This is a genomic window from Klebsiella sp. SWET4 (assembly GCF_024296565.1).
Classification (GTDB): domain Bacteria; phylum Pseudomonadota; class Gammaproteobacteria; order Enterobacterales; family Enterobacteriaceae; genus Klebsiella; species Klebsiella variicola.
Window position 1 is genome coordinate 168,862 of sequence record NZ_JANCOB010000011.1, and the last position, 20,801, is coordinate 189,662.

19 protein-coding genes and 1 tRNA gene are annotated in these 20,801 nt (G+C 55.3%); all 20 read left to right on the forward strand.

What is annotated here, in order from left to right:
* Positions 1-526 precede the first annotated feature (526 nt).
* On the forward strand, positions 527-931 hold the full coding sequence (gene sdhC, locus NKJ21_RS22125; RefSeq protein ID WP_004142216.1) for a succinate dehydrogenase cytochrome b556 subunit: 405 nt from the start codon (positions 527-529) through the stop codon (positions 929-931).
* Positions 925-1,272 (forward strand): succinate dehydrogenase membrane anchor subunit, encoded by a 348-nt coding sequence (gene sdhD, locus NKJ21_RS22130; RefSeq protein ID WP_002894949.1) that lies wholly within the window; start codon positions 925-927, stop codon positions 1,270-1,272. The genes sdhC and sdhD overlap by 7 nt, the downstream gene beginning before the upstream one ends.
* The gene (gene sdhA, locus NKJ21_RS22135; RefSeq protein ID WP_008805685.1) at positions 1,272-3,038 is read left to right on the forward strand and encodes a succinate dehydrogenase flavoprotein subunit; all 1,767 of its coding nucleotides are present in this window, start codon (positions 1,272-1,274) and stop codon (positions 3,036-3,038) included. The genes sdhD and sdhA overlap by 1 nt, the downstream gene beginning before the upstream one ends.
* 15 nt (positions 3,039-3,053) lie before the next feature.
* Positions 3,054-3,770, forward strand: a complete 717-nt coding sequence (gene sdhB / locus NKJ21_RS22140) for a succinate dehydrogenase iron-sulfur subunit SdhB (protein WP_008805686.1) — start codon at positions 3,054-3,056, stop codon at positions 3,768-3,770.
* Between the two features lie 383 nt (positions 3,771-4,153).
* Positions 4,154-6,961: a 2-oxoglutarate dehydrogenase E1 component gene (sucA, locus tag NKJ21_RS22145; RefSeq protein ID WP_254733214.1), complete on the forward strand. Its 2,808-nt coding sequence runs from the start codon at positions 4,154-4,156 to the stop codon at positions 6,959-6,961.
* A gap of 14 nt (positions 6,962-6,975) precedes the next feature.
* Positions 6,976-8,202, forward strand: a complete 1,227-nt coding sequence (gene odhB / locus NKJ21_RS22150) for a 2-oxoglutarate dehydrogenase complex dihydrolipoyllysine-residue succinyltransferase (RefSeq protein ID WP_012542428.1) — start codon at positions 6,976-6,978, stop codon at positions 8,200-8,202.
* 145 nt (positions 8,203-8,347) lie between these two features.
* Positions 8,348-9,514, forward strand: coding sequence for an ADP-forming succinate--CoA ligase subunit beta (sucC, locus tag NKJ21_RS22155; protein WP_002895039.1), 1,167 nt, complete (start codon positions 8,348-8,350; stop codon positions 9,512-9,514).
* Positions 9,514-10,383: a succinate--CoA ligase subunit alpha gene (gene sucD / locus NKJ21_RS22160; protein ID WP_004885990.1), complete on the forward strand. Its 870-nt coding sequence runs from the start codon at positions 9,514-9,516 to the stop codon at positions 10,381-10,383. Before sucC ends, sucD begins: the two co-directional genes overlap by 1 nt.
* Positions 10,384-11,210: 827 nt before the next feature.
* Positions 11,211-12,779, forward strand: a complete 1,569-nt coding sequence (gene cydA, locus NKJ21_RS22165) for a cytochrome ubiquinol oxidase subunit I (protein ID WP_012542427.1) — start codon at positions 11,211-11,213, stop codon at positions 12,777-12,779.
* A gap of 15 nt (positions 12,780-12,794) precedes the next feature.
* Entirely contained in the window at positions 12,795-13,934 is a 1,140-nt protein-coding gene (gene cydB / locus NKJ21_RS22170; RefSeq protein WP_008805690.1) for a cytochrome d ubiquinol oxidase subunit II, read from the forward strand.
* Positions 13,935-13,949: 15 nt separating this feature from the next.
* Positions 13,950-14,063: a cytochrome bd-I oxidase subunit CydX gene (gene cydX, locus NKJ21_RS22175; protein WP_004100325.1), complete on the forward strand. Its 114-nt coding sequence runs from the start codon at positions 13,950-13,952 to the stop codon at positions 14,061-14,063.
* Between the two features lie 130 nt (positions 14,064-14,193).
* The gene (gene ybgE, locus NKJ21_RS22180; protein ID WP_008805691.1) at positions 14,194-14,478 is read left to right on the forward strand and encodes a cyd operon protein YbgE; all 285 of its coding nucleotides are present in this window, start codon (positions 14,194-14,196) and stop codon (positions 14,476-14,478) included.
* A 149-nt stretch (positions 14,479-14,627) separates the two neighbouring features.
* Positions 14,628-15,032, forward strand: a complete 405-nt coding sequence (ybgC, locus tag NKJ21_RS22185) for a tol-pal system-associated acyl-CoA thioesterase (RefSeq protein ID WP_002895056.1) — start codon at positions 14,628-14,630, stop codon at positions 15,030-15,032.
* Positions 15,029-15,721 carry a Tol-Pal system protein TolQ gene (tolQ, locus tag NKJ21_RS22190; RefSeq protein ID WP_004152221.1) on the forward strand — a complete coding sequence of 231 codons (693 nt, stop codon included), beginning with the start codon at positions 15,029-15,031 and terminating at the stop codon, positions 15,719-15,721. Before ybgC ends, tolQ begins: the two co-directional genes overlap by 4 nt.
* A gap of 3 nt (positions 15,722-15,724) precedes the next feature.
* The gene (gene tolR / locus NKJ21_RS22195) at positions 15,725-16,153 is read left to right on the forward strand and encodes a colicin uptake protein TolR (protein ID WP_002895061.1); all 429 of its coding nucleotides are present in this window, start codon (positions 15,725-15,727) and stop codon (positions 16,151-16,153) included.
* A 99-nt stretch (positions 16,154-16,252) separates the two neighbouring features.
* Complete coding sequence (tolA, locus tag NKJ21_RS22200) at positions 16,253-17,590, forward strand: cell envelope integrity protein TolA (protein WP_023322242.1); 1,338 nt, start codon at positions 16,253-16,255, stop codon at positions 17,588-17,590.
* 129 nt (positions 17,591-17,719) lie between these two features.
* Entirely contained in the window at positions 17,720-19,012 is a 1,293-nt protein-coding gene (tolB, locus tag NKJ21_RS22205) for a Tol-Pal system beta propeller repeat protein TolB (protein WP_008805693.1), read from the forward strand.
* 34 nt (positions 19,013-19,046) lie between these two features.
* The gene (gene pal, locus NKJ21_RS22210) at positions 19,047-19,571 is read left to right on the forward strand and encodes a peptidoglycan-associated lipoprotein Pal (protein WP_002895068.1); all 525 of its coding nucleotides are present in this window, start codon (positions 19,047-19,049) and stop codon (positions 19,569-19,571) included.
* A gap of 9 nt (positions 19,572-19,580) precedes the next feature.
* Positions 19,581-20,384 carry a cell division protein CpoB gene (gene cpoB / locus NKJ21_RS22215; RefSeq protein ID WP_023297237.1) on the forward strand — a complete coding sequence of 268 codons (804 nt, stop codon included), beginning with the start codon at positions 19,581-19,583 and terminating at the stop codon, positions 20,382-20,384.
* 161 nt (positions 20,385-20,545) lie between these two features.
* Positions 20,546-20,621 (forward strand) — tRNA-Lys (locus NKJ21_RS22220).
* Positions 20,622-20,801 lie beyond the last annotated feature (180 nt).

The following is a 20,801-nucleotide window of genomic DNA, read 5'->3' on the forward strand; positions in this document are numbered from 1 at the left end:
AAAAGGGCAGGGTACAGAGCAACGGCGCTTGATGGTACGTCCTTCAGGGCTGCGGTGAAACAACAGCAAATCAGCGTTTTAGCAGTCCGAATATTAAAACCTGTATACCACTAATAACTGTCCTGATTACATCGGTCAATACTGACACACTGTTACATAACTTATTCTCAGGTGAAAGAGTGACCCCATAACTTTTGAGCATTATTGCATTTAACTGGTAATGGTTGTAACAAGAATGTTTAATATTTGTCAAATCAGGTGATTAAAAATTAAAAAAATGTTGTTATCGTGACCTTGATCACTGTTCCGGAGAAAACCCAACAAACTATATGTAGGTTAATTGTAATGATTTTGTGAACGGCCTATACTGCGGCCAGGTCTCCGGAACACCCTGCAATCCCGAGCCACCCAGCGTTGTTTAGTGATGTTTTAATGCCTGAAAAGACGTTTTAACATGACTTCTGGTTATAGAAAGGACGCTGTCTGACCCGCAAGCAGACCGGAGGAAGGAAACAATAAGAACAGCATGTGGGCGTTATTCATGGTAAGAAATGTGAAAAAACAAAGACCTGTCAATCTGGATCTACAAACGATACGGTTCCCAATCACGGCGATAGCGTCCATTCTCCATCGCGTTTCCGGTGTCATCACCTTCGTGGCGGTCGGAATTCTGCTTTGGTTGCTGGGCACCAGCCTTTCCTCCCCTGAAGGTTTTCTGACGGCGGCCTCGATCATGGATAGCTTCTTTGTGAAGTTCATCATGTGGGGCATTCTCACCGCACTGGCCTATCATGTCGTTGTCGGTATCCGCCATCTGATGATGGACTTTGGCTACCTGGACGAAACCCTCGAAGCAGGGAAACGTTCCGCCAAAATCTCTTTTGTTATTACTGTCGTGCTTTCACTTCTCGCAGGAGTCCTCGTATGGTAAGCAACGCCTCAGCACTGGGACGCAACGGCGTACATGACTTTATTCTGGTCCGTGCTACCGCCATCGTTCTGACCCTCTACATCATCTACATGGTTGGCTTCTTCGCCACCACCGGTGAAATCTCATGGGAAGTGTGGACCGGATTCTTTGCCTCCGGCTTCACTAAAGTCTTCACTCTGCTGGCTCTCGTCTCCATTCTCATCCATGCCTGGATCGGGATGTGGCAGGTGTTAACGGACTACGTTAAACCACTGGCTCTGCGCCTGGTTCTGCAACTGGCTATCGTTGTGGCGCTGGTGGCTTACGTTCTTTATGGATTTGTTGTGGTGTGGGGTGTGTAATGAAATTGCCAGTCAGAGAGTTTGATGCTGTTGTTATCGGTGCCGGCGGCGCAGGTATGCGCGCGGCGCTGCAAATTTCCCAGAGCGGACAGACCTGTGCACTGCTCTCCAAAGTGTTCCCTACCCGTTCCCATACCGTATCCGCGCAGGGTGGTATCACCGTCGCGCTCGGTAACTCCCATGAAGATAACTGGGAATGGCATATGTACGACACCGTAAAAGGGTCGGACTATATTGGCGACCAGGACGCCATCGAATATATGTGTAAGACCGGCCCGGAAGCGATTCTTGAGCTGGAACATATGGGCCTGCCGTTCTCCCGTCTTGACGACGGCCGTATTTATCAGCGCCCGTTCGGCGGCCAGTCGAAAAACTTCGGCGGCGAGCAAGCGGCACGTACCGCGGCGGCGGCTGACCGTACCGGCCACGCGCTGTTGCACACCCTGTATCAACAGAACCTGAAAAACCACACCACTATCTTCTCCGAATGGTATGCCCTCGATCTGGTGAAAAACCAGGACGGCGCGGTGGTCGGTTGTACCGCCCTGTGCATCGAGACCGGCGAAGTGGTCTACTTTAAAGCCCGCGCCACCGTGCTGGCGACCGGCGGCGCAGGCCGTATTTATCAGTCCACCACCAACGCCCACATCAACACCGGTGACGGCGTCGGGATGGCCATCCGCGCCGGCGTTCCGGTGCAGGATATGGAAATGTGGCAGTTCCACCCGACCGGCATCGCCGGGGCAGGGGTGCTGGTCACCGAAGGTTGCCGCGGCGAAGGCGGTTACCTGCTGAACAAACACGGCGAGCGCTTTATGGAGCGTTATGCCCCGAACGCCAAAGACCTGGCGGGTCGTGACGTGGTGGCGCGTTCCATCATGATCGAAATTCGCGAAGGCCGCGGCTGCGATGGTCCGTGGGGCCCGCATGCGAAACTGAAACTGGATCACCTGGGTAAAGAGGTTCTGGAATCTCGTCTGCCAGGTATCCTTGAGCTGTCCCGTACCTTTGCTCACGTCGATCCGGTGAAAGAGCCGATCCCGGTTATCCCAACCTGCCACTACATGATGGGCGGTATCCCGACCAAAGTCACCGGTCAGGCGCTGACCGTGAATGAGAAGGGCGAAGACGTGGTGATCCCGGGCCTGTTCGCGGTAGGCGAAATTGCCTGCGTATCGGTCCACGGCGCCAACCGTCTGGGCGGCAACTCGCTGCTCGACCTGGTGGTCTTCGGCCGCGCGGCGGGCCTGCATCTGCAGGAGTCTATCGCCGAGCAGGGCACGCTGCGCGACGCCAGCGAATCGGATGTCGAAGGCTCGCTGGACCGCCTCAATCGCTGGAACAATACCCGCTCCGGCGAAGACCCGGTGGAAATCCGCAAAGCACTGCAGGAATGTATGCAGCACAACTTCTCGGTGTTCCGCGAAGGCGATGCGATGCACAAAGGTCTGGAGCAACTGAAAGTGATCCGCGAGCGCCTGAAAAACGCGCGTCTCGACGATACTTCCAGCGAGTTCAACACCCAGCGCGTCGAGTGCCTGGAGTTGGACAACCTGATGGAGACCGCGTTTGCGACCGCCGTGTCCGCTAACTTCCGTACTGAAAGCCGTGGCGCCCATAGCCGCTTCGACTTCCCGGATCGTGATGATGAAAACTGGCTGTGCCATTCCCTGTATCTGCCAGAGTCGGAATCCATGACGCGTCGTAGCGTCAACATGGAACCGAAACTGCGTCCGGCATTCCCGCCGAAGATTCGTACTTACTAATGCGGAGACAGGAAAATGAAACTCGAGTTTTCAATTTATCGCTATAACCCGGATGTTGACGACGCTCCGCATATGCAGGATTACACCCTCGAAGCGGAAGAAGGTCGTGACATGATGCTGCTGGATGCGCTGATCCAGCTGAAAGAAAAAGATCCGTCGCTGTCGTTCCGCCGCTCCTGCCGTGAAGGGGTCTGCGGTTCCGATGGTCTGAACATGAACGGGAAAAACGGTCTGGCGTGCATCACGCCAATCTCCGCGCTGAATCAGCCGGGCAAGAAGATTGTTATCCGTCCGCTGCCAGGATTACCGGTTATCCGTGATTTGGTGGTAGACATGGGGCAATTCTATGCACAATATGAGAAGATTAAGCCTTACTTGTTGAATAATGGGCAAAATCCTCCGGCTCGCGAGCATCTGCAGATGCCTGAGCAGCGTGAGAAACTCGATGGTCTGTACGAGTGTATTCTGTGCGCATGTTGTTCAACCTCGTGCCCGTCGTTCTGGTGGAACCCGGACAAGTTCATCGGCCCGGCTGGCCTGCTGGCCGCGTATCGCTTCCTGATCGACAGTCGCGATACCGAAACCAGCGAGCGCCTGGAAGGCCTGAGCGATGCTTTCAGCGTATTCCGCTGTCACAGCATTATGAACTGCGTCAGTGTGTGTCCTAAAGGGCTTAACCCGACGCGCGCCATCGGCCATATTAAGTCGATGCTGCTGCAGCGCAGCGCGTAAGCAACACGGTCTGTCCCGGATGGCGCTTGCGCTTATCCGGGCTACCAAAGCAGTAGCCCCGGCAAGCGTTAGCGCCGCCGGGGGACAGATAGCAGGAAATCTTTAAAAACCGCCACAAGATGTACCAGTAATCGAGGCGTTCAGTGCGAGGTAAGGCGGCAACTGAGCGCATCCCCGGGAGCATAGTGAACTATGTGACCGGGGTAAGCGAAGGCAGCCAACGCAACCGCAGCCTGAACGCTGAAGATTAATGGCAGTTTTTAAAGGTTCCTTAGCGGATAGAAACCACAACTCGTCCGCAACAAGTGAACCCCGGCACGTGCACTCGGTGTGCGTGGTAGTTTCTACGGCGAAATAAGCATAAAAGTGCTTAAGGGATCACGATGCAGAACGGCGCAATGAAAGCCTGGCTGGACTCTTCTTTCCTCTCTGGTTCGAACCAGAGCTGGATAGAACAGCTCTATGAAGACTTCTTAACCGATCCTGACTCTGTTGACGCCAACTGGCGTTCGATGTTCCAGCAGTTACCTGGCACCGGAGTTAAACCGGATCAATTCCATTCCAAAACACGTGATTATTTCCGTCGACTGGCGAAGGATGCCTCACGTTACACTTCTTCGATTTCCGACCCTGACACCAATGTGAAGCAGGTTAAAGTCCTGCAGCTCATCAACGCATACCGTTTCCGTGGCCACCAGCATGCGAATCTCGATCCGCTGGGACTGTGGAAGCAAGAGAGAGTGGCGGATCTTGATCCGGCCTACCACGATCTGACCGAGGCCGATTTCCAGGATAGCTATAACGTAGGTTCATTCGCCATCGGTAAAGACACGATGAAGCTGGGCGAACTGATTGCCGCCCTCAAGCAAACCTACTGCGGCTCCATCGGCGCGGAATACATGCATATCACCTCTACTGAGGAAAAACGCTGGATCCAGCAGCGTATTGAATCGGTAGCCGGTAAAGCGAGCTTCACCGCGGCAGAGAAAAAGCGCTTCCTCAGTGAACTGACCGCTGCAGAAGGGCTGGAACGCTACCTCGGCGCCAAATTCCCGGGGGCGAAACGCTTCTCGCTGGAAGGGGGTGATGCCCTGATCCCGATGCTCAAAGAGATGATCCGCCATGCAGGCAAAAGCGGCACCCGCGAAGTGGTGCTGGGCATGGCGCACCGTGGCCGTCTGAACGTGCTGGTCAACGTGCTGGGTAAAAAACCGCAGGACCTGTTCGACGAGTTCGCGGGCAAACATAAAGAACACCTCGGCACCGGCGACGTGAAGTACCACATGGGCTTCTCTTCCGATATGGAAACCGAAGGCGGTCTGGTCCACCTGGCGCTGGCGTTTAACCCGTCGCACCTGGAGATCGTTAGCCCGGTGGTTATCGGTTCCGTACGCGCCCGTCTGGATCGTCTGGACGAGCCAAGCAGCAACAAAGTTCTGCCTATTACCATCCACGGCGACGCCGCCGTTACCGGCCAGGGCGTGGTTCAGGAAACCCTGAACATGTCGAAAGCCCGCGGTTACGAAGTCGGCGGTACCGTGCGTATCGTTATCAACAACCAGGTTGGCTTTACCACCTCCAACCCGCTGGATGCGCGTTCTACGCCATACTGTACCGATATCGGTAAGATGGTTCAGGCGCCGATTTTCCACGTTAACGCGGATGACCCGGAAGCCGTTGCTTTCGTTACCCGTCTGGCGCTGGATTTCCGTAATACCTTCAAACGCGATGTCTTTATCGACCTGGTGTGCTACCGCCGTCACGGCCATAACGAAGCCGACGAGCCGAGCGCAACCCAGCCGCTGATGTACCAGAAAATCAAAAAGCATCCGACCCCGCGCAAAATCTATGCTGACAAGCTGGAGCAGGAGAAAGTTGCGACGCTGGAAGACGCGACTGAGCAGGTTAACCTTTACCGCGATGCGCTGGATGCCGGCGAATGCGTGGTAGAGGAGTGGCGTCCGATGAATATGCACTCCTTTACCTGGTCTCCCTACCTCAACCACGAGTGGGACGAGAGCTATCCGGATAAAGTGGATCCGAAACGTCTGCAAGAGCTGGCTAAACGCATCAGTACGGTGCCGGAAGGTATCGAAATGCAGTCCCGTGTAGCGAAAATCTACGGCGATCGCCAACTGATGGCCGCCGGCGAGAAGCTGTTCGATTGGGGCGGCGCTGAAAACCTGGCTTATGCCACCCTGGTTGACGAAGGCGTTCCGGTGCGCCTGTCCGGTGAAGACTCCGGTCGCGGCACCTTCTTCCACCGTCACGCGGTTATCCATAACCAGAGCAACGGTTCTACCTATACCCCGCTGCAGCATGTGCACAACGGCCAGGGCCAGTTCCGCGTCTGGGACTCGGTGCTGTCTGAAGAAGCCGTGCTGGCGTTCGAATACGGTTACGCCACCGCAGAGCCGCGTACGCTGACCATCTGGGAAGCGCAGTTCGGCGACTTCGCCAACGGCGCGCAGGTGGTGATTGATCAGTTCATCTCCTCTGGCGAACAGAAATGGGGCCGGATGTGCGGTCTGGTGATGTTGCTGCCGCACGGCTACGAAGGGCAGGGCCCGGAGCACTCCTCCGCGCGTCTGGAACGCTATCTGCAGCTGTGCGCTGAGCAGAACATGCAGGTTTGCGTACCGTCCACCCCGGCACAGGTTTACCATATGCTGCGTCGTCAGGCGCTGCGCGGTATGCGCCGTCCGCTGGTGGTGATGTCGCCGAAGTCTCTGCTGCGCCACCCGCTGGCGGTCTCCAGCATGGACGAACTGGCGAACGGCACCTTTATGCCGGCCATCGGCGAAATCGACGAACTCGATCCGCAAGCCGTGAAGCGCGTCGTACTGTGCTCTGGTAAGGTTTACTACGACCTGCTGGAACAGCGCCGCAAAAACGAGCAAAAAGATGTCGCCATTGTGCGTATCGAACAGCTCTACCCGTTCCCGCATCAGGCGGTGCAGGAAGCGCTGAAAGCTTACTCGCACGTACATGATTTTGTCTGGTGCCAGGAAGAGCCGCTCAACCAGGGCGCATGGTACTGCAGCCAGCACCACCTTCGTGAAGTAGTTCCATTTGGGGCCTCTCTGCGTTATGCAGGCCGCCCGGCCTCCGCCTCTCCGGCGGTAGGGTACATGTCCGTTCACCAGAAACAGCAACAAGATCTGGTCAATGACGCGCTGAACGTCGATTAATTAAAGGATACACAATGAGTAGCGTAGATATTCTGGTTCCCGACCTGCCTGAGTCCGTAGCTGACGCAACCGTCGCCACCTGGCATAAAAAACCGGGCGACGCGGTCGTCCGTGACGAAGTTCTGGTCGAAATCGAAACTGACAAAGTGGTACTGGAAGTACCGGCATCAGCGGACGGCATTCTGGATGCAGTGCTGGAAGACGAGGGCGCTACCGTCCTGTCTCGCCAGATCCTTGGCCGCCTGCGTGAGGGCAACAGCGCAGGTAAAGAAACCAGCGAAAAAGCGGATGCGAAAGCGTCCACCCCGGCGCAGCGCCAGCAGGCTTCTCTGGAAGAGCAGAACAACGATGCGCTCAGCCCGGCGATCCGTCGTCTGCTGGCGGAGCACAACCTCGACGCCGCTGCCATCAAAGGTACCGGCGTGGGTGGCCGTCTGACTCGTGAAGACGTCGAGAAACATCTGGCGAAAGCCCCGGCGGCGGCTGAAGCCAAAGCGCCAGCGGCTACCGCGGCAGCGACACCAGCGCCGCAGCTGGGTCACCGTTCAGAAAAACGCGTCCCGATGACCCGTCTGCGTAAACGCGTGGCCGAGCGTCTGCTGGAAGCGAAAAATTCCACCGCCATGCTGACGACCTTTAACGAAGTCAACATGAAGCCGATTATGGATCTGCGTAAGCAGTACGGCGATGCCTTCGAAAAACGTCACGGTATCCGTCTGGGCTTCATGTCCTTCTACGTGAAAGCGGTGGTTGAAGCGCTGAAACGCTATCCGGAAGTGAACGCTTCCATCGATGGCGACGACGTGGTTTACCACAACTACTTTGACGTCAGCATGGCAGTGTCCACTCCGCGCGGCCTGGTAACCCCGGTTCTGCGTGACGTTGACCTGCTGGGCATGGCGGACATCGAAAAGAATATCAAAGAGCTGGCGGTGAAAGGCCGTGACGGCAAGCTGACTGTAGATGACCTGACCGGCGGTAACTTCACCATTACCAACGGCGGCGTCTTCGGTTCCCTGATGTCCACGCCGATCATCAACCCACCGCAGAGCGCCATCCTGGGTATGCATGCCATTAAAGACCGTCCGATGGCGGTGAATGGCAAGGTAGAGATCCTGCCGATGATGTACCTGGCGCTCTCCTATGACCACCGTCTGATCGATGGGCGTGAATCGGTTGGCTTCCTGGTGGCGATTAAAGAGCTGCTGGAAGATCCGACTCGTCTGCTGCTGGACGTGTAGTCAGTAAGAGTATGACTTACCGTAGGCCGGATAAGGCATTTTTGCCGCCATCCGGCGTTGATGAGATGCCTGATGGCGACGCTAGCGCGTCTTATCAGGCCTACAGGTTTAAAGATAATTACACCCTGAAGGATGGACTGAACACATGAACTTACATGAATATCAGGCAAAACAACTTTTTGCCCGCTATGGCTTACCGGCGCCGGTGGGTTATGCCTGTACTACTCCGCGTGAAGCAGAAGAAGCCGCTTCAAAAATCGGCGCGGGTCCGTGGGTAGTGAAATGTCAGGTTCACGCTGGTGGCCGCGGTAAAGCGGGCGGTGTGAAAGTAGTTAAGAGCAAAGAAGAGATCCGCGCTTTTGCTGAGCATTGGCTGGGCAAACGCCTGGTGACTTACCAAACCGATGCCAACGGCCAGCCGGTAAACCAGATTCTGGTTGAAGCGGCGACCGATATTGATAAAGAGCTGTATCTGGGCGCGGTCGTTGATCGTAGCTCCCGTCGCGTGGTGTTCATGGCGTCGACTGAAGGCGGCGTGGAAATCGAAAAAGTCGCGGAAGAAACCCCGCACCTGATCCACAAGATCGCCATCGATCCGCTGGCGGGCCCGATGCCTTATCAGGGGCGTGAACTGGCGTTCAAACTGGGTCTGGAAGGTAAGCAGGTTCAGCAGTTCACCAAGATTTTCATGGGTCTGGCGACCATTTTCCTTGAGCGCGACCTGGCGCTGATCGAAATCAACCCGCTGGTTATCACTAAGCAGGGCGACCTGATCTGCCTCGACGGCAAACTGGGCGCTGACGGCAACGCGCTGTTCCGCCAGCCGGATCTGCGCGAAATGCGCGACCAGTCTCAGGAAGATCCGCGCGAAGCGCAGGCGGCGCAGTGGGAACTGAACTACGTGGCGCTGGATGGCAACATCGGCTGCATGGTTAACGGCGCAGGCCTGGCGATGGGCACCATGGACATCGTTAAGCTGCACGGCGGCGAACCGGCTAACTTCCTCGACGTTGGCGGCGGCGCCACCAAAGAGCGCGTGACCGAAGCGTTCAAAATCATCCTTTCTGATGACAATGTGAAAGCAGTGCTGGTTAACATCTTCGGCGGCATCGTGCGTTGCGACCTGATCGCTGACGGCATCATCGGCGCGGTAGCGGAAGTTGGGGTTAACGTTCCGGTCGTGGTTCGTCTGGAAGGTAACAACGCCGAACTGGGCGCGAAAAAACTGGCTGACAGCGGCCTGAATATTATTGCAGCGAAAAGTCTGACGGACGCAGCACAGCAGGTTGTTGCCGCAGTGGAGGGGAAATAATGTCAGTTTTAATTAATAAAGATACCAAGGTTATCTGCCAGGGCTTCACCGGTAGCCAGGGGACCTTCCACTCTGAACAAGCGATCGCTTACGGTACGCAAATGGTTGGCGGCGTGACGCCAGGCAAAGGCGGCACCACCCACCTGGGCCTGCCGGTATTTAATACCGTGCGCGAAGCTGTTGAAGCGACCGGCGCGACCGCGACCGTTATCTACGTTCCGGCGCCGTTCTGCAAAGACTCCATTCTGGAAGCAATCGACGCGGGCATTAAGCTGATTATCACCATCACCGAAGGTATCCCGACGCTGGATATGCTGACCGTGAAAGTGAAGCTGGACGAAGCGGGCGTGCGCATGATTGGCCCGAACTGCCCAGGCGTTATCACCCCGGGCGAATGCAAAATCGGCATCATGCCGGGTCACATTCACAAGCCGGGTAAAGTGGGCATCGTTTCCCGTTCCGGTACCCTGACCTATGAAGCGGTTAAGCAGACCACCGACTACGGCTTCGGCCAGTCTACCTGCGTCGGTATCGGCGGCGACCCGATCCCGGGCTCCAACTTCATCGATATCCTGAAGCTGTTCCAGGAAGATCCGCAGACCGAAGCGATCGTGATGATCGGTGAGATCGGCGGCAGCGCGGAAGAAGAAGCGGCAGCCTACATCAAAGAGCACGTGACCAAGCCGGTTGTCGGCTACATCGCGGGCGTGACCGCGCCGAAAGGCAAGCGTATGGGCCACGCGGGCGCCATCATCGCTGGCGGTAAAGGTACTGCTGATGAGAAATTCGCCGCCCTGGAAGCCGCTGGTGTGAAAACCGTTCGCAGCCTGGCCGATATCGGCGAAGCGCTGAAAGCTATCATCAAGTAAACCCTCTCTGCTTCTCCGAAGCAGAAATCTGTCCGATTTCGACATGGTTGGCCACCGTCAGGTGGCCTTTTTTATGGGCGTTATCCATCTCGCCAGAACATCCGCTGAACCGGCGGAATGCCTGCTCCGTGAAAAACCTTATCTATCATATTGATTTTATGAATTATTTCATGAATATAATCCCGGCAGCGTGGTTGCTGAAGGAAATATTTCCGCAATTCGCGACAGGCAAGGGTTTTAGATAGTGAAAAAACAGAAGAGAAGGGCATAAGAAAACAGGAAAAATACTGTGAGCAGTCTAGCATTATTAGGATCGGCGCATTTTTTTTCATTTTTCCCCGCGGCGTTAAATAATATTACCTATGATTCTCATATCTCTCTTTTCAGTAACCAAGCAAGCCATACTTTAAACACAACATTAACATTAAGTTCACCAATATTCTTTATTGAGCTACATAATTAACACGTAGAGTAAAAATTGATTTATATCAATGCTTAATGCTTGGAAAAATTCTTCAAAAAACGTTAAATTGTCGCAAGTCAAATTGGCCTAAACAGGCTATCTTCGCTATATATTGATCACCGTCGAAAAATGTAAAACTGGAACAATAAAAACATATTTATTGTAAGGTTATTGCGGCGTAATATATTGGGGAATCAATTGGGTTTTCGTTAACGTATTTGTAACCTTGTCGTGGCGTGGCTTCACTTTCAGGTGAAACGCGCTGCGGACGGGCCAACAAATAACTTTTGTATTGGGGCATGCGTATGAGCCAGAGCTTCTCGGTTCATTTTCGGAGTCTTCATGCGATGAGCAAGGAGTCATGATGTTAGATATAGTCGAACTGTCGCGCTTACAGTTTGCCTTGACCGCGATGTACCACTTCCTTTTTGTGCCGCTAACGCTCGGTATGGCGTTCCTGCTGGCCATCATGGAAACGGTTTACGTCCTTTCCGGCAAACAGATTTATAAAGATATGACCAAATTCTGGGGCAAGTTGTTTGGTATCAACTTCGCGCTGGGTGTGGCGACCGGTCTGACCATGGAGTTCCAGTTCGGGACTAACTGGTCGTATTACTCACACTACGTGGGCGATATCTTCGGTGCGCCGCTGGCCATTGAAGGTCTGATGGCCTTCTTCCTCGAATCCACCTTTGTAGGTCTGTTCTTCTTCGGTTGGGATCGTCTGGGTAAAGTTCAGCACATGGCGGTCACCTGGCTGGTTGCGCTGGGCTCCAACCTCTCCGCGCTGTGGATCCTCGTCGCCAACGGCTGGATGCAGAACCCTATCGCATCGGACTTCAACTTCGAAACCATGCGTATGGAGATGGTCAGCTTCTCTGAACTGGTGCTCAACCCGGTCGCCCAGGTGAAGTTCGTTCACACCGTGGCGTCTGGCTATGTCACCGGCGCGATGTTCATCCTGGCTATCAGCTCCTGGTATATGCTGAAAGGCCGCGACTTTGCCTTTGCTAAGCGCTCCTTTGCCATCGCAGCCAGCTTCGGTATGGCGGCGATCCTCTCCGTTATTGTGCTGGGTGACGAATCCGGTTACGAAATGGGTGACGTGCAGAAAACCAAACTGGCGGCTATCGAAGCTGAGTGGGAAACCCAGCCGGCGCCGGCTGCCTTTACTCTGTTTGGTATTCCCGATCAGAATGCGCAGACCAACCACTTCGCGATCCAGATCCCTTACGCGCTGGGCATCATCGCCACCCGCTCGGTGGATAAGCCGGTTATCGGCCTGAAAGATCTGATGGTTCAGCACGAAGAGCGTATCCGTAACGGGATGAAAGCGTACGCGCTACTGGAGCAGCTGCGCGCCGGTTCGACCGACCAGGCCGTGCGTGACCAGTTCAATAGCGTGAAGAAAGACCTCGGCTATGGCCTGTTGCTGAAGCGCTATACCCCGAACGTCGCTGACGCCACGGAAGAGCAGATCGCCAAAGCGACCAAAGACTCTATTCCAAGCGTCGCCCCGCTGTACTTCGCCTTCCGTATCATGGTGGCGTGCGGCATCCTGATGCTGTTGATTATCGGCGCCTCCTTCTGGAGCGTGATTCGTAACCGCATTGGCGAGAAAAAATGGCTGCTGCGCGCCGCGTTCTTTGGCCTGCCGCTGCCGTGGATTGCCGTGGAGTCGGGCTGGTTTGTTGCCGAGTATGGCCGTCAGCCGTGGGCGATTGGTGAGGTCCTGCCGACCGCGGTGGCCAACTCGTCGCTGACCGCAGGCGATCTGATCTTCTCAATGTTGCTGATCTGCGGTCTGTACACGCTGTTCCTGGTGGCTGAACTGTTCCTGATGTTCAAGTTTGCCCGCAAAGGACCTAGCAGCCTGAAAACCGGCCGCTATCACTTTGAACAGTCCTCTGCGGCTATTCAGTCGGCACGCTAAGACAGGAGTCGTCAAATGATCGATTATGAAGTATTGCGTTTTATCTGGTGGCTGCTGATTGGCATTCTGCTGATTGGCTTCGCTGTCGCCGACGGGTTCGACATGGGGGTGGGCATGCTCACCCGTTTCCTCGGCCGTAACGACACCGAGCGTCGGATTATGATCAACGCCATCGCTCCGCACTGGGACGGTAACCAGGTGTGGCTGATCACCGCCGGCGGCGCGCTGTTCGCGGCCTGGCCGATGGTTTACGCCGCAGCGTTCTCTGGCTTCTATGTGGCGATGATTCTGGTGCTGGCTTCGCTGTTCTTCCGTCCGGTCGGTTTTGACTACCGTTCCAAGATCGAGGACACCCGCTGGCGCAACATGTGGGACTGGGGCATCTTCATCGGTAGCTTCGTGCCGCCGCTGGTGATTGGTGTGGCCTTCGGCAACCTGTTGCAGGGCGTGCCGTTCCACGTCGATGAATACCTGCGTCTGTTCTATACCGGAAACTTCTTCCAGCTGCTGAACCCGTTTGGTCTGCTGGCCGGTATCGTCAGCGTGGCGATGATCCTGACTCAGGGTGCCACCTACCTGCAGATGCGTACCGTAGGCGAACTGCACCTGCGTACCCGCACCGTTTCCACGGTGGCGGCGCTGGTGACGCTGGTCTGCTTCGCGCTGGCGGGCGTGTGGGTCTACTACGGCATCGACGGCTATGTGGTGAAATCAGTAATGGATCATAGCGGCCCGTCTAACCCGCTGACTAAAGAAGTCGTGCGTGAGGCCGGTGCATGGATGGTGAACTTTAATAACATGCCAGCGCTGTGGGCCGTTCCTGCCCTGGGCGTGGTGCTGCCGCTGCTGACCGTCGTCTCGACTAAAGCGGATAAAGGCGCGTGGGCATTCCTGTTCTCCTCGCTGACCCTGGCCTGCATCATTCTGACCGCCGGTATTGCGATGTTCCCGTTCATCATGCCGTCCAGCACCATGCTGAACGCCAGCCTGACGATGTGGGACGCGACCTCCAGTCAGCGGACGCTGAACCTGATGACCTACGTGGCGATTGTCTTCGTGCCGATCATTCTGGCCTACACCAGCTGGTGTTACTGGAAGATGTTCGGCCGCATTACGCGCGAAGACATCGAAAAGAACACCCACTCGCTGTACTAAGGTAAGGAGCTATATATGTGGTACTTCGCATGGATTTTGGGAACGCTTCTTGCCTGTGCCTTTGGGGTGATTACCGCGCTGGCGCTTGAGCACGTGGAAGCCACCAAAGCAGGTAAAGAAGAACACTGATGAGTATTATCGTGATGCGATATACGAAATCATTCGGATTGCATCGAGGCGGCAAGTCTGTGAATCCCCAGGAGCTTACACCAGTAAGTGACTGGGGTAAGCAGACGTAGCCAACAAAGAGGCGACGTGAATGATAAAGTATATGTATGCGATAATGGACAAGCGCCCGTTAAGGGCGCTTTCCTTATTGATGGCGCTGCTGCTGGCCGGCTGCATCTTCTGGGATCCGTCGCGCTTTGCGGCGAAGACCAGCGAGCTGGAAATCTGGCATGGTTTCTTGCTGATGTGGGCGGTTTGCAGCGGCGTTATTCACGGCGTGGGCTTCCGTCCGCGTGCCGTTCACTGGCAGGGGATTTTTTGTCCGCTTATCGCTGATATCGTGCTCGCTTTGGGTCTCTTCTTTTTCTTCTTTTGAATAAGAGATCTCTGTTAATGGTATGGGCTTGCATAAGCCCATAAAAATTTACGCCCCGTTTACTTTCCCCCATTCCAAACCACCTTTCCCGCGCGTATAGTAGCGAAGTTTGAAAGCTCTAACCTTTTTTTGCATTACCGGGATGTAAAGTGAATACAACGCTGTTTCGATGGCCGGTTCGGGTCTACTACGAAGATACCGACGCCGGTGGTGTGGTTTACCACGCCAGTTACGTCGCTTTTTATGAAAGAGCACGCACAGAGATGCTGCGCCACCATCACTTTAGTCAACAGGTGCTGTTGGCTGAACGCGTTGCCTTCGTGGTTCGCAAAATGACGCTGGAGTATTTTGCCCCCGCCAGACTCGACGACATGCTCGAAGTCCAGACGGAAATTACCTCGATGCGCGGCACCTCTTTGGTTTTCACGCAGCGAATCGTCAACGCCGAGAATACAGTGTTAAACGAAGCTGAGGTTCTCATTGTGTGCGTTGATCCACTCTTAATGAAGCCACGTGCGCTTCCCAAGTCTATTGTCGCGGAGTTTAAGCAGTGACTGACATGAATATCCTTGATTTGTTCCTGAAGGCGAGCCTTCTGGTTAAACTTATCATGTTGATTTTGATTGGTTTTTCTATCGCTTCCTGGGCTATCATTATTCAGAGAACGCGTATCCTTAACTCGGCCGCGCGTGAAGCTGAAGCGTTCGAGGACAAATTCTGGTCCGGGATCGAGCTGTCCCGTTTGTACCAGGAGAGCCAGGGGCGTCGCGATAACCTGACCGGTTCGGAACAAATCTTCTACAGCGGTTTCAAAGAATTTGCGCGCCTGCATCGGGCCAACAGCCATGCGCCGGAAGCGATTGTCGAAGGGGCATCGCGCGCGATGCGTATTTCGATGAACCGCGAGCTGGAAACGCTGGAAACCCATATCCCGTTCCTCGGCACCGTAGGCTCCATCAGCCCGTATATCGGTCTGTTCGGTACTGTCTGGGGGATTATGCATGCCTTTATCGCCCTTGGCGCGGTGAAGCAGGCCACCCTGCAGATGGTGGCGCCAGGTATCGCCGAAGCGCTGATCGCCACCGCGATCGGTCTGTTCGCCGCGATCCCGGCGGTCATGGCGTACAACCGCCTGAACCAGCGCGTGAACAAGCTTGAACTGAACTACGACAACTTTATGGAAGAGTTCACCGCTATTCTGCACCGTCAGGCCTTTACCACCAGCGAAAGCAATAAGGGGTAAGCCATGGCCAGAGCACGTGGACGCGGACGTCGCGAACTGAAGTCCGAGATCAACATCGTTCCGCTGCTGGATGTCCTGCTGGTACTGCTGCTGATCTTTATGGCAACGGCGCCCATCATTACGCAGAGCGTGGAAGTCGATCTGCCGGACGCCACGGAATCGCAAGCGGTGAAAAGCAATGACGATCCGCCGGTGATTGTGGAAGTCTCCGGGGTAGGGCAGTACAGCGTGAAAGTGGGGCAGGAGACGCTGTCCCAGCTGCCGCCGGAGCAGGTGATTGCCGAAGCGAAGCGTCGTCTTGAAGCCAATGAGAAAACGGTATTCCTGATCGGCGGTGCGAAAGACGTCCCTTACGATGAAATTATTAAAGCGCTGAACCTGTTGCATAGTGCAGGGGTTAAATCGGTCGGCTTGATGACCAAACCTATTTAATCGCTTCAGGTATGTGCGTCCGTGTGGCGTCCGATGGTGAGTATCGCTCGCCGTCGGCGTGCATCGCGGGTACAGGCGAACAGTTTTTGGGAACCGATAGTGTCAAAGGCAACCGAACAAAACGACAAGCTTAAACGAGCGATCATCATTTCAGTCGCGCTGCACATCATTCTGATCGCGCTGCTGATCTGGAGTTCGTTTGACGAGCATCTGGATGCCTCTGCCGGCGGCGGCGGGGGATCGTCCATTGATGCCGTCATGGTCGATCCGGGGGCGGTGGTAAATAACTATAACCGTCAGCAACAGCAGCAGGCCAGCGCACGTCGCGCCGCTGAGCAGCGTGAAAAACAGGCGCAGCAGCAGGCGGAAGAGTTACGTGAGAAACAGGCAGCGGAACAGGAACGGCTGAAACAGCTCGAACAGGAACGGCTGCAGGCGCAGGAAGCGGCGAAAGAAGCGAAGGAACAGCAGAAGCAGGCTGAGGAAGCGGCTGCCAAGGCTGCCGCGGCGGCGAAAGCCAAAGCGGATGCGCAGGCTAAAGAAGCGCAGGAAGCGGCTGCCAAAGCGGCTGCCGACGCAAAAGCGAAGGCGGATGCCCAGGCAAAAGCGGCTGAGCTGGCAGCGGCTAAAGCCGCCGCTGACGCGAAGAAACAGGCCGATGCCGCCGCCGCGAAAGCGGCAGCCGATGCGAAGAAACAGGCGGAAGCCGAAGCGGCGAAAGCCGCAGCAGAAGCGCAGAAGAAAGCGGAAGCGGCAGCGGCGAAGAAAGCGCAGCAGGAAGCAGAGAAGAAGGCCCAGCAGGAGGCGGCTAAGCAAGCTGCGGCTGAAAAAGCGGCAGCAGAAAAAGCCGCCGAAAAAGCCGCTGAGAAAGCTGCCGCCCAAAAAGCGGCCGCAGAGAAGGCCGCCGCCGAGAAAGCCGCCGCAGCTGAAAAAGCGGCGGCAGCCAAAGCGGCTGCGGCAGAGAAGGCAGCGGCCGATAAAGCGGCCAAAGCGGCAGCAGCAAAAGCGGCGGCAGCGAAGAAAGCGGCTGCCGCGAAAGAAGCGGACGGCGTTGACGACCTGCTTGGCGATCTGAGTTCGGGTAAGAATGCGCCTAAAACAGGCGGAGGAGCCAAAGGAAACAATGCCTCTGCTGCCGGGAGTGGTAATACTAAAAACAGTGCCTCGGGGGCTGATATCAATAACTATGCCGGGCAGATAAAGTCGGCGATTGAAAGTAAGTTTTATGACGCATCGTCCTATGCAGGCAAAACATGTACCTTGCGTATCAAACTTGCTCCTGACGGCCTGTTGTTAAATATACAGTCCGAAGGTGGTGATCCTGCTCTGTGCCAGGCCGCTCTTGCCGCAGCCCGGCAGGCTAAGTTCCCGAAACCACCTAGCCAGGCAGTATATGAAGTCTTCAAAAATGCGCCACTGGACTTCAAACCTCAGTGATATTTTTCCCCGTGCAAACGGGGAAAAACAATCTATGGTAGTCACAGGGTTTTGGTAGTTTTGTATATTTGAGTTTGTTAACATTCTGCTAAATTATCGTGGGCTTTCCGCCCGGATAAGGGAGATATGATGAAGCAGGCATTACGAGTAGCATTTGGTTTTTTAATGCTGTGGGCGGCGGTGCTGCACGCAGAAGTACGTATCGAGATCACCCAGGGGGTGGACTCGGCACGCCCTATCGGCGTGGTACCGTTCCAGTGGGCCGGCCAGGGCGCTGCGCCTGAAGATGTTGGCGGTATCGTGGCAGCTGACCTGCGCAACAGTGGTAAATTCAACCCGCTGGATCGCTCGCGTCTGCCGCAGCAGCCGACCAGTGCCCAGGAAGTGCAGCCTGCTGCCTGGTCTGCGCTGGGTATCGACGCCGTGGTCGTCGGTCAGGTCACGTCAAACCCGGATGGTTCTTATCAGGTAGCATATCAGCTGGTGGATACCGGCGGTGCGCCGGGTACAACGCTGGCGCAAGGCTCTTTTAAAGTCACTAAACAGTACCTGCGCTACGCAGCGCACGCTGCCAGCGACGCGGTATTTGAGAAGCTGACCGGCATCAAGGGCGCCTTCCGTACCCGTATCGCCTACGTGGTGCAGAAAAACGGCGGCCAGTTCCCTTACGAACTGCGCGTGTCCGACTACGATGGTTACAACCAGTTCCTTGTTCACCGTTCCTCCCAGCCGCTGATGTCCCCGGCCTGGTCTCCGGACGGTTCTAAACTGGCTTACGTGACCTTTGAAAGTGGTCGTTCTGCGCTGGTGGTTCAGACCCTGGCGAACGGCGCTGTGCGTCAGATCGCCTCCTTCCCGCAGCACAACGGCGCGCCGGCGTTCTCTCCGGATGGCTCTAAGTTGGCCTTCGCGCTGTCGAAAACCGGTAGCCTGAACCTGTACGTGATGGATCTGGGCTCCGGTCAGATTCGTCAGGTGACTAACGGTCGCAGCAACAACACCGAACCAAGCTGGTTCCCGGACAGCCAGAACCTGGCCTTCACCTCTGACCAGGCCGGTCGTCCGCAGGTGTATAAAGTCAACATCAATGGCGGCACGCCGCAGCGTATCACCTGGGAAGGTTCACAGAACCAGGACGCCGACGTGAGCGCAGATGGTAAAACCATGGTAATGGTCAGCTCGGCCGGCGGTCAGCAGCACATTGCCAAACAAGATCTGGAAGCGGGTGGTGTACAGGTTCTGTCATCAACGTTTTTAGACGAAACGCCAAGTCTGGCACCTAACGGCACTATGGTAATCTACAGCTCTTCTCAGGGGATGGGATCCGTGCTGAATCTGGTTTCTACAGATGGGCGTTTCAAAGCGCGTCTTCCGGCAACTGATGGACAGGTAAAATCGCCTGCCTGGTCGCCGTATCTGTGATAATAAATAATTGATTATTAAAGGAATCAAAGAAATGCAACTGAACAAAGTGCTGAAAGGGCTGATGATCGCTCTGCCGGTTATGGCAATCGCGGCATGTTCTTCTAACAAGAACGCCAGCAACGACCAGAGCGGTGAAGGCATGCTGGGTGCCGGCACTGGTATGGACGCTAACGGTAACGGCGGCAACATGTCTTCTGAAGAGCAAGCTCGTCTGCAGATGCAGCAGCTGCAACAGAACAACATCGTTTACTTCGATCTGGACAAGTACGATATCCGTTCTGACTTCGCTGCCATGCTGGACGCGCATGCGAACTTCCTGCGCAGCAACCCGTCCTACAAAGTGACTGTAGAAGGTCACGCGGATGAGCGCGGTACGCCGGAATACAACATCGCTCTGGGTGAGCGTCGTGCTAACGCCGTTAAGATGTATCTGCAGGGCAAAGGTGTTTCTGCCGATCAGATCTCCATCGTTTCTTACGGTAAAGAAAAACCAGCAGTACTGGGTCATGACGAAGCGGCATATGCCAAAAACCGTCGCGCCGTACTGGTTTACTAAGAGAATTGCATGAGCAGTAACTTCAGACATCATTTATTGAGTCTGTCGTTACTGGTTGGCATAGCGGCCCCCTGGGCCGCTTTTGCTCAGGCGCCAATCAGTAGTGTCGGCTCAGGCTCGGTCGAAGACCGCGTCACTCAACTCGAGCGTATTTCCAATGCTCACAGCCAGCTTTTAACCCAACTCCAGCAACAACTCTCTGATAACCAGACTGACATTGATTCTCTCCGTGGCCAGATCCAGGAGAACCAATATCAGCTGAATCAGATCGTTGAGCGCCAGAAGCAGATTCTGCTGCAGATAGATAGTCTGAGCAGCGGTGGCGGCGGCGCAGCGGCAGCATCAGGTACGCAGGCTCCATCGTCTTCCGGCGATCAGAGCGCGGCTGCTACCAGCGCAGCGCCAGCGGCCTCGTCAGGCGCCCCGGCGATGACCGGCGATGCGAACACCGATTACAATGCGGCCATTGCCCTGGTGAAGGATGCTTCACGCCAGGATGACGCAATGGTGGCGTTTCAGAACTTCGTTAAAAAGTACCCGGATTCAACTTATCAGCCGAACGCCAACTATTGGCTCGGACAGTTGAATTACAATAAGGGGAAAAAAGACGATGCGGCGTTTTACTTCGCCTCGGTGGTGAAGAACTACCCGAAATCGCCAAAAGCGCCTGACGCCATGTTTAAGGTCGGCGTGATCATGCAGGACAAGGGTGATACCGCGAAAGCGAAAGCGGTTTACCAGCAGGTGATCAGTAAATTCCCCGGCACCGACGGTGCGAAACAAGCGCAAAAACGTCTTAATGCTCTTGGTTGATTACGGCATGACCAGAAATCGCGTTATTTCTGGTCTTGTCGCCTGAATCACCAGCAGTTAAGTGATCTTTATCGAAATTTTAGTTGCGCTGAATTCTGAAATCAGTAATATATGCCGCCGTTGCCAAGGGATATCAAACAAGCCCAAAGCGATGCCAGAGTGGGTCGTTAGCTCAGTTGGTAGAGCAGTTGACTTTTAATCAATTGGTCGCAGGTTCGAATCCTGCACGACCCACCAATCGTTCTGGTGGAACGCGATAGTAAAACGTGAAGGATAACGTTGCGACAGCAACGGCCCATAGGGCGAGGCGAAGCCGAGTCATCCTGCACGACCCACCACTTAGCAGTATCCAGCGCAGTATCGGGTGATTAGCTCAGCTGGGAGAGCACCTCCCTTACAAGGAGGGGGTCGGCGGTT